The following is a 5,858-nucleotide window of genomic DNA, read 5'->3' on the forward strand; positions in this document are numbered from 1 at the left end:
GGAAAATTCCTAAAGCTTCGCGGCATTCAAATTCAGGATTACGGTTGGAAAACGTCATTCAGTATAACTGGCCTATCTGAATGTGATATACAAAAACAGGAAGATGAAGAGATCAATTTTTATTGTCAGTTTACGGGTACCGTACAGTTCGAGTACGCATTGGCAATGACAAGGGAGTGTCTTCCTGATTGGATAATTGACGCCAGGATACGTAAAGACGATGAAAGGCCAAGAGCGCTATTTTATAGGGATGACACTAATACAAAACTAAGAATATGGAAAACAAAGACTGGCGGCGTTGTATTAGATATTTCTGATCCAGTCAGGTAGGCATTGCTATAGGTTCCAATTTCAGATCCTGTTTGAGAATTGGTTATGGAAACAATAGGTATTGGGTAAAACCGAAACACATTACACTGCATATTGTGAGTTTTCAACATTCTCAAACAGGATTTCAAGTGACGGGGACTGAGGCGACGCGATCAAGTGTTGCGTCATAGGACCGGCAGGATCGAACCGGTAGAAGCTGCCCAGCGGCAGAATTCGCCGCCTCGCTCGCCGTCTCGATCGATGCCTCAAGCTGTGGAAGCCGAAGGGTTTGGCATTCGGCGTTGAACTTGCATAACGGTCTGCACAGCCGGCAACCGATGTCCGGCGACGGTGCAACCAGCAGCGGGATCGCCGCGATGCAGGTCAACGGCTACAACGGCTATTCAAGCGCCCTCTACGCCCAGTCGCAGGCCCAGGCGGCAACAGCCAGGAAAGGCTGGGGCAGCGCTGCGGGACCGACCACCGACACCGCCGCGGTCAGCGACTTCCTGGCCGAAGCGAAGAAGACGCCGGCCGAGCGGATTCGGGACGAGTGGCTGGCCCGCCACAAGATGACGAAGGACGATCTGAACGCGATGCCCCCGGAACAGCGCGAGGCCATCGAGAAGGAGATCGCCGAGGAGTTGAAGCGCAAGCTGACGGGGCAGGACGCCAAGCGCGGCGCCATGATGAACCTGACCGCCTGACGCCCTGCCCGCCCCTTCCGGTGTTCCGTCACGCCTCGCGGACGCTCACATGCACATTCCCCCCGCCCTCGCGTTCCAGCAGGGCGGCGGCTTGCGCTTCCCGTTCCGCGGAGTCGACGCGCACCCACAGGATGATGCCGCCGGCCTCCAGGGCGCGGGTGAACTCGTCGGGCTTCGGGTGGCTGGTCAGCTCGTCCAGATAGTCCTTGATCGCCACGCCGCCGACGCCGGCCGCGACCAGCGCCGCCAGCGCCGCCTCGATGGGGCCGCCGACGATGGCGATCAGGCCGGCGGTGGTCAGGGGAAAGGCGTATTTCAGCTCGCCCACCAGACCGGTCAATGCCTCGTCGCGCGGCCGGTATTTCGGGTCGGCGGCCTCCAGCGAAGTGTGGCTGGCCAGAACCGACAGGTCGGCCCGGTCGAAGCCGGCCGCCAGGATTGCCTCCACCGCACGCTCGAACGCGGCGCGGGTGGCGAAGAGGGCAACGACCTCCCGCACCTCTGCCGGTAGGATGGCGGGTACGGTGGCGGGTGCGGTCTGCCCGGTCGATTGCGTCATGATGGCCGTCTCCCTTTTTTCAGCTTTCCCTATTGTAGCGACCGCCGGCGCGCGCCCGTCAACCGCAACAGGGACATGGACCCGAGTCGTTCGTGCGCGCCCTATTGTCCCATGCCACATTGTCCCAGGCTCGGCCAACCGGCCTATCCCGTGGCTGCATATCCCGTGATAGGGTGCGCGCCTGAAACGACATCCATTCGACACCCCCCATCCAAGGCCCGTGGTTCCCGTGTCCGACACCGCAGAAATCGTCATCCCGCCCGACGCCACGCCGATGATGGCGCAGTATCTGGAAATCAAGCAGGCGCATCCCGATTGCCTGCTGTTCTACCGGATGGGCGACTTCTACGAGATGTTCTTCGCGGATGCGGTCAATGCCGCGGCGGCGCTGGACATCGCGCTGACCAAGCGCGGCCAGCATCTGGGCGAAGACATCCCGATGTGCGGCGTGCCGGTGCATTCCCACGAGAATTACCTGCAGCGCCTGATCCGCCAGGGCTTCCGCGTCGCCATCTGCGAACAGATGGAAGATCCGGCGGAGGCGAAGAAGCGCGGGGGCAAATCGGTGGTGAAGCGCGGCGTCATCCGCATCGTCACCCCCGGCACCCTGACCGAGGACAGTTTGCTCGACGCCCGCTCCTCCAACTGGCTGGCGGCGGTGGCGGAGACCGCCGGCGAGCTGGTGGTGCAGCCGGTGGAGCGGACCGGACTGGGGGCTGCACTGGGGCGGCTCGACCCGCAGGAAGTGCTGATCTCGGAGAAGCTGAGCCAGGCGCCGGAGCTGTTCGAGCTGTGGGGCGAATGGAAATCGCGGCTGACCGTGCAGCCCACCCCGCGATTCGACAGCGAGAACGGCAAACAGCGCCTGCTGAGCCAGTATGGCGTCGGCACGCTGGACGCCTTCGGCAATTTCACCCGGGCGGAGGTCGCGGCGGCCGGTGCGCTGGTCGGCTATGTCGAGCTGACGCAGAAGGGGCGCGTTCCCCGGCTGTCGCCGCCGCGCCGGCTGGGGCCGGGCGCGGTGATGGAGATCGACGCCTCCACCGCGCGCAACCTGGAACTGACGCGGACGCTGGGCGGGGAGCGGCGCGGCAGCCTGCTCGCCACCATCGACCGCACGGTGACGGGGGCCGGCGCCCGGCTGCTCTGCGCGCACCTGACCTCGCCGCTGACCGATCCCGCCGCCATCGGCCGCCGGCTGGACATGGTGGAGTTCGCCCTGGCCGAAGAACGGTTGCGCGGCGAACTGCGGCAGGCACTGCGCAGTTGCCCGGATCTGGAACGGGCGCTGTCGCGGCTGACGCTGGGGCGCGGGGGACCGCGCGATCTGGCGGCGATCCGCGACGGGCTGCGGCAGGCCGGGCTGATCCGTGAACTGCTGGCCGGCGCCCTGCCGCTGCCGGACGGGCTGGCGGCGCTCGACAAGCGGCTGGGCGCGCATTCGGAACTGGTGGACCAGCTGACCCAGGCGCTGGCGCCGGAGCTGCCGCTGCTGGCCCGCGACGGCGGCTTCATCGCCCGCGACTACAGCTATGCGCTGGACGAGCTGGTGACGCTGCGCGACGAGAGCCGGCGGCTGATCGCCGGCCTGCAGGCGAAATACGCCGAGATCGCCGGGGTGCCGTCGCTGAAGGTCAAGCACAACAATGTGCTGGGCTATCACATCGAGGTCACCGCCGCCCATGCCGACAAGCTGATGTCGGACAAGGGCCGCGAGGTCTTCATGCACCGCCAGACGATGGCGAATGCCGTGCGCTTCGGCACGGTGGAGCTGTCGGACCTGGAGCGCCGCATTTCGGAGGCCGCCGACCGGGCGCTGGCGGTGGAGCTGGAACTGTTCGCCGGGCTGGTCGAGGTGGTCGCCGGCAAGGCCGACGCCATCGCGCAAGCCGCCCACGCGCTGGCGGCGCTGGACGTCGCCACCTCGCTGGCCGAACTGGCGGAGGAACGGCGCTACAGCCGGCCGCTGGTGGACGACAGCCTCGCCTTTTCGATCAGGGGCGGGCGGCATCCGGTGGTGGAGGCGGTGCTGGACGCCGCCCATGGCGGGCCGTTCGTGGCGAATGACTGCGATCTGGCGCCCGACAACCGGCTGTGGCTGCTGACCGGTCCGAACATGGCGGGTAAGTCCACCTTCCTGCGCCAGAATGCGCTGATCGCGATCCTGGCGCAGATGGGCGGTTTCGTCCCGGCGGAGCAGGCCCATATCGGGGTGGTCGACCGGCTCTACAGCCGCGTCGGCGCGGCCGACGATCTGGCGCGCGGGCGCTCCACCTTCATGGTGGAGATGGTGGAGACGGCGGCGATCCTGAACCAGTCCGGCGCGCGGGCGCTGGTGATCCTCGACGAGATCGGCCGTGGCACGGCGACCTTCGACGGGCTGTCCATCGCCTGGGCCTGCGTCGAGCATCTGCACGACGTGAACCGCTGCCGGGCGCTGTTCGCCACGCACTATCACGAGCTGACCATGCTGGCGTCGAAGCTGCCGGCGCTGTCCTGCCACACCATGCGGATCAAGGAATGGCAGGGCGACGTGGTGTTCCTGCACGAGGTCACGGCGGGGGCGGCCGACCGCAGCTATGGCATCCACGTCGCCAAGCTGGCCGGCCTGCCGCCGGCGGTGGTCGGGCGGGCCGACGAGGTGCTGAAGCTGCTGGAATCGGGCGACCAGAACGCGACGATCCATCGGCTGGCCGAGGATCTGCCGCTGTTCAGCGCGGCGCTGAAGCGGCCGGCGCCGAAGGTGGTGGCGGAGGTTGAGGCGGTACCGGCCGGGCCGTCGGCGGTGGAGGTGGCGCTGGCGGGAATCGATCCGGACAGTCTGACGCCTAGGCAGGCGTTGGAGGAGCTGTACCGGTTGCGGGGATTGATGCGCTGATCGCTCGGAAATCCCTTCTCCCCCCTGGGGAGAAGGTTAGGATGAGGGGGTTCGCCGTAGCCGAAGAGATCCTCGAAATGGATCCCCCTCACCCCGACCCTCTCCCCGGGGGGGAGAGGGGGATTTCGTCACTGCGCCTGCACCAGTTCCCCGTGGCGCTCACACCCTGCCTCGGCCAGTTCGACGAAGCGTTCGGTCACGTCGTCGGGCTGGGCGACCTTCGTCGGATCCTCACCCGGAAAGGCCTGGGTGCGCAGCTTACTGGCGACCACGCCGGGGTCGAGCAGGTTGACGCGCAGGGTCGAGCCGGCGACCTCCAGCGCGTAGGTCTTCACGATCATCTCCAACGCCGCCTTGCTGGCGCCATAGGGCATCCAGTAATGGTGCGGCGCCTTGGCGGCGGCCGACGTCACGAAGATGGCGCGGCCGGTGCCGGACGCGCGCAGCAGCGGGTCCATCGAGCGGATCAGCCGGTAGTTCGCCGTCACGTTCAGGTCCATCACCCGCGACCACAGCTTCGGATCGTACTGGGCGACCGGGCCCAAGGCCTCCAGCGCACCGGCATTGCCGACGACCACGTCCAGCTTGCCGAAACGCTGGTAGAGCGCATGGCCCAACTGGTCGATCTTGTCGTAGTCGCGCATGTCCATCGGCACCAGCGTCGCCGACTGGCCGGAAATCTTCTGGATGGCGTCGTCGGTCTCCTCCAGTCCGCCGACCGTGCGGGCGACCAGCACCAGATGGGCGCCTTCGGCGGCAAAGCGCTTGGCGACGGCGGCGCCGATGCCGCGCGAGGCACCGGTGACGAGGGCGATGCGGCCGGAGAGACGGGACATGGGGACGACTCGTTTCCTGGGATTATTATTCGTTTACATATGAAAATCCCTCCCCCGCATTGTCGGGGGAGGGATGATCGTCAGGCGCGGACCGGAACGTTCGCCTCGGCCGGCGGATGGTCCAGCGCGTCGGTCAGCGGGATCGGATAGTCGCCGGTGAAGCAGGCGTCGCAGTAGCCAAGCTTCGCCGGGTCGCGCTTCTCCTCGCCCATGGCGCGGTAGAGGCCGTCGAGCGAGATGAAGGCGAGGCTGTCGGCCTGGATGAAGTCGCGCATCTGCTCGACCGTCATGCGGTGGGCCAGCAGCTTGCCCTGCTCCGGCGTGTCGATGCCGTAGAAGCAGGGGTGCGAGGTCGGCGGGCTGGAGATGCGCATATGCACCTCCTTGGCCCCGGCGGCGCGCACCATCTCGACGATCTTCTTGGAGGTGGTGCCGCGGACGATGCTGTCGTCCACCAGCACGACGCGCTTGCCCTCGATCATCGCGCGGTTGGCGTTGTGCTTTCAGCTTCACGCCGAGATGGCGGATCTGGTCGGTCGGCTCGATGAAGGTGCGCCCGACATAATGGT

The 5,858-nt window shown here is 66.2% G+C and carries 5 protein-coding genes and 1 pseudogene; 3 read left to right on the forward strand and 3 right to left on the reverse strand.

The features are described from left to right. Positions 1 to 330: hypothetical protein (locus I71_RS39175; RefSeq protein WP_211098400.1), on the forward strand; the 330-nt coding region annotated here is incomplete at its 5' end. A 317-nt stretch (positions 331 to 647) separates the two neighbouring features. Then, the gene (locus I71_RS35075) at positions 648 to 1,016 is read left to right on the forward strand and encodes a hypothetical protein (RefSeq protein ID WP_049976171.1); all 369 of its coding nucleotides are present in this window, start codon (positions 648 to 650) and stop codon (positions 1,014 to 1,016) included. Positions 1,017 to 1,044: 28 nt separating this feature from the next. Here I71_RS35075 and I71_RS17045 read toward each other — a convergent pair whose 3' ends face one another. Beyond that, a complete protein-coding gene (locus I71_RS17045; protein ID WP_042696035.1) occupies positions 1,045 to 1,575 on the reverse strand; it encodes a hypothetical protein in 531 nt (176 codons plus the stop codon). Positions 1,576 to 1,849: 274 nt separating this feature from the next. On the opposite strand from I71_RS17045, the gene mutS reads away from it, so the two are divergent. Continuing rightward, positions 1,850 to 4,453 carry a DNA mismatch repair protein MutS gene (gene mutS / locus I71_RS17050; RefSeq protein ID WP_042696039.1) on the forward strand — a complete coding sequence of 868 codons (2,604 nt, stop codon included), beginning with the start codon at positions 1,850 to 1,852 and terminating at the stop codon, positions 4,451 to 4,453. Positions 4,454 to 4,581: 128 nt separating this feature from the next. On the opposite strand, the gene I71_RS17055 is transcribed toward mutS, so the two are convergent. Then, positions 4,582 to 5,289 carry an SDR family NAD(P)-dependent oxidoreductase gene (locus I71_RS17055; protein WP_042696036.1) on the reverse strand — a complete coding sequence of 236 codons (708 nt, stop codon included), beginning with the start codon at positions 5,287 to 5,289 and terminating at the stop codon, positions 4,582 to 4,584. Between the two features lie 80 nt (positions 5,290 to 5,369). Further along, positions 5,370 to 5,858: pseudogene (locus I71_RS17060) on the reverse strand (amidophosphoribosyltransferase); the annotation flags it as partial.

Source organism: Azospirillum sp. B506, assembly GCF_000333595.1.
In the GTDB taxonomy this organism is placed as follows: Bacteria; Pseudomonadota; Alphaproteobacteria; order Azospirillales; family Azospirillaceae; genus Azospirillum.

Bases quoted from the DNA above. Each gene is read 5' to 3' on its own strand.
- I71_RS35075 (WP_049976171.1), top strand. From the start codon at position 648: ATGTCCGGCGACGGTGCAACCAGCAGCGGGATCGCCGCGATGCAGGTC.
- I71_RS17045 (WP_042696035.1), bottom strand. From the start codon at position 1,575: ATGACGCAATCGACCGGGCAGACCGCACCCGCCACCGTACCCGCCATC.
- mutS (WP_042696039.1), top strand. From the start codon at position 1,850: ATGATGGCGCAGTATCTGGAAATCAAGCAGGCGCATCCCGATTGCCTG.
- I71_RS17055 (WP_042696036.1), bottom strand. From the start codon at position 5,289: ATGTCCCGTCTCTCCGGCCGCATCGCCCTCGTCACCGGTGCCTCGCGC.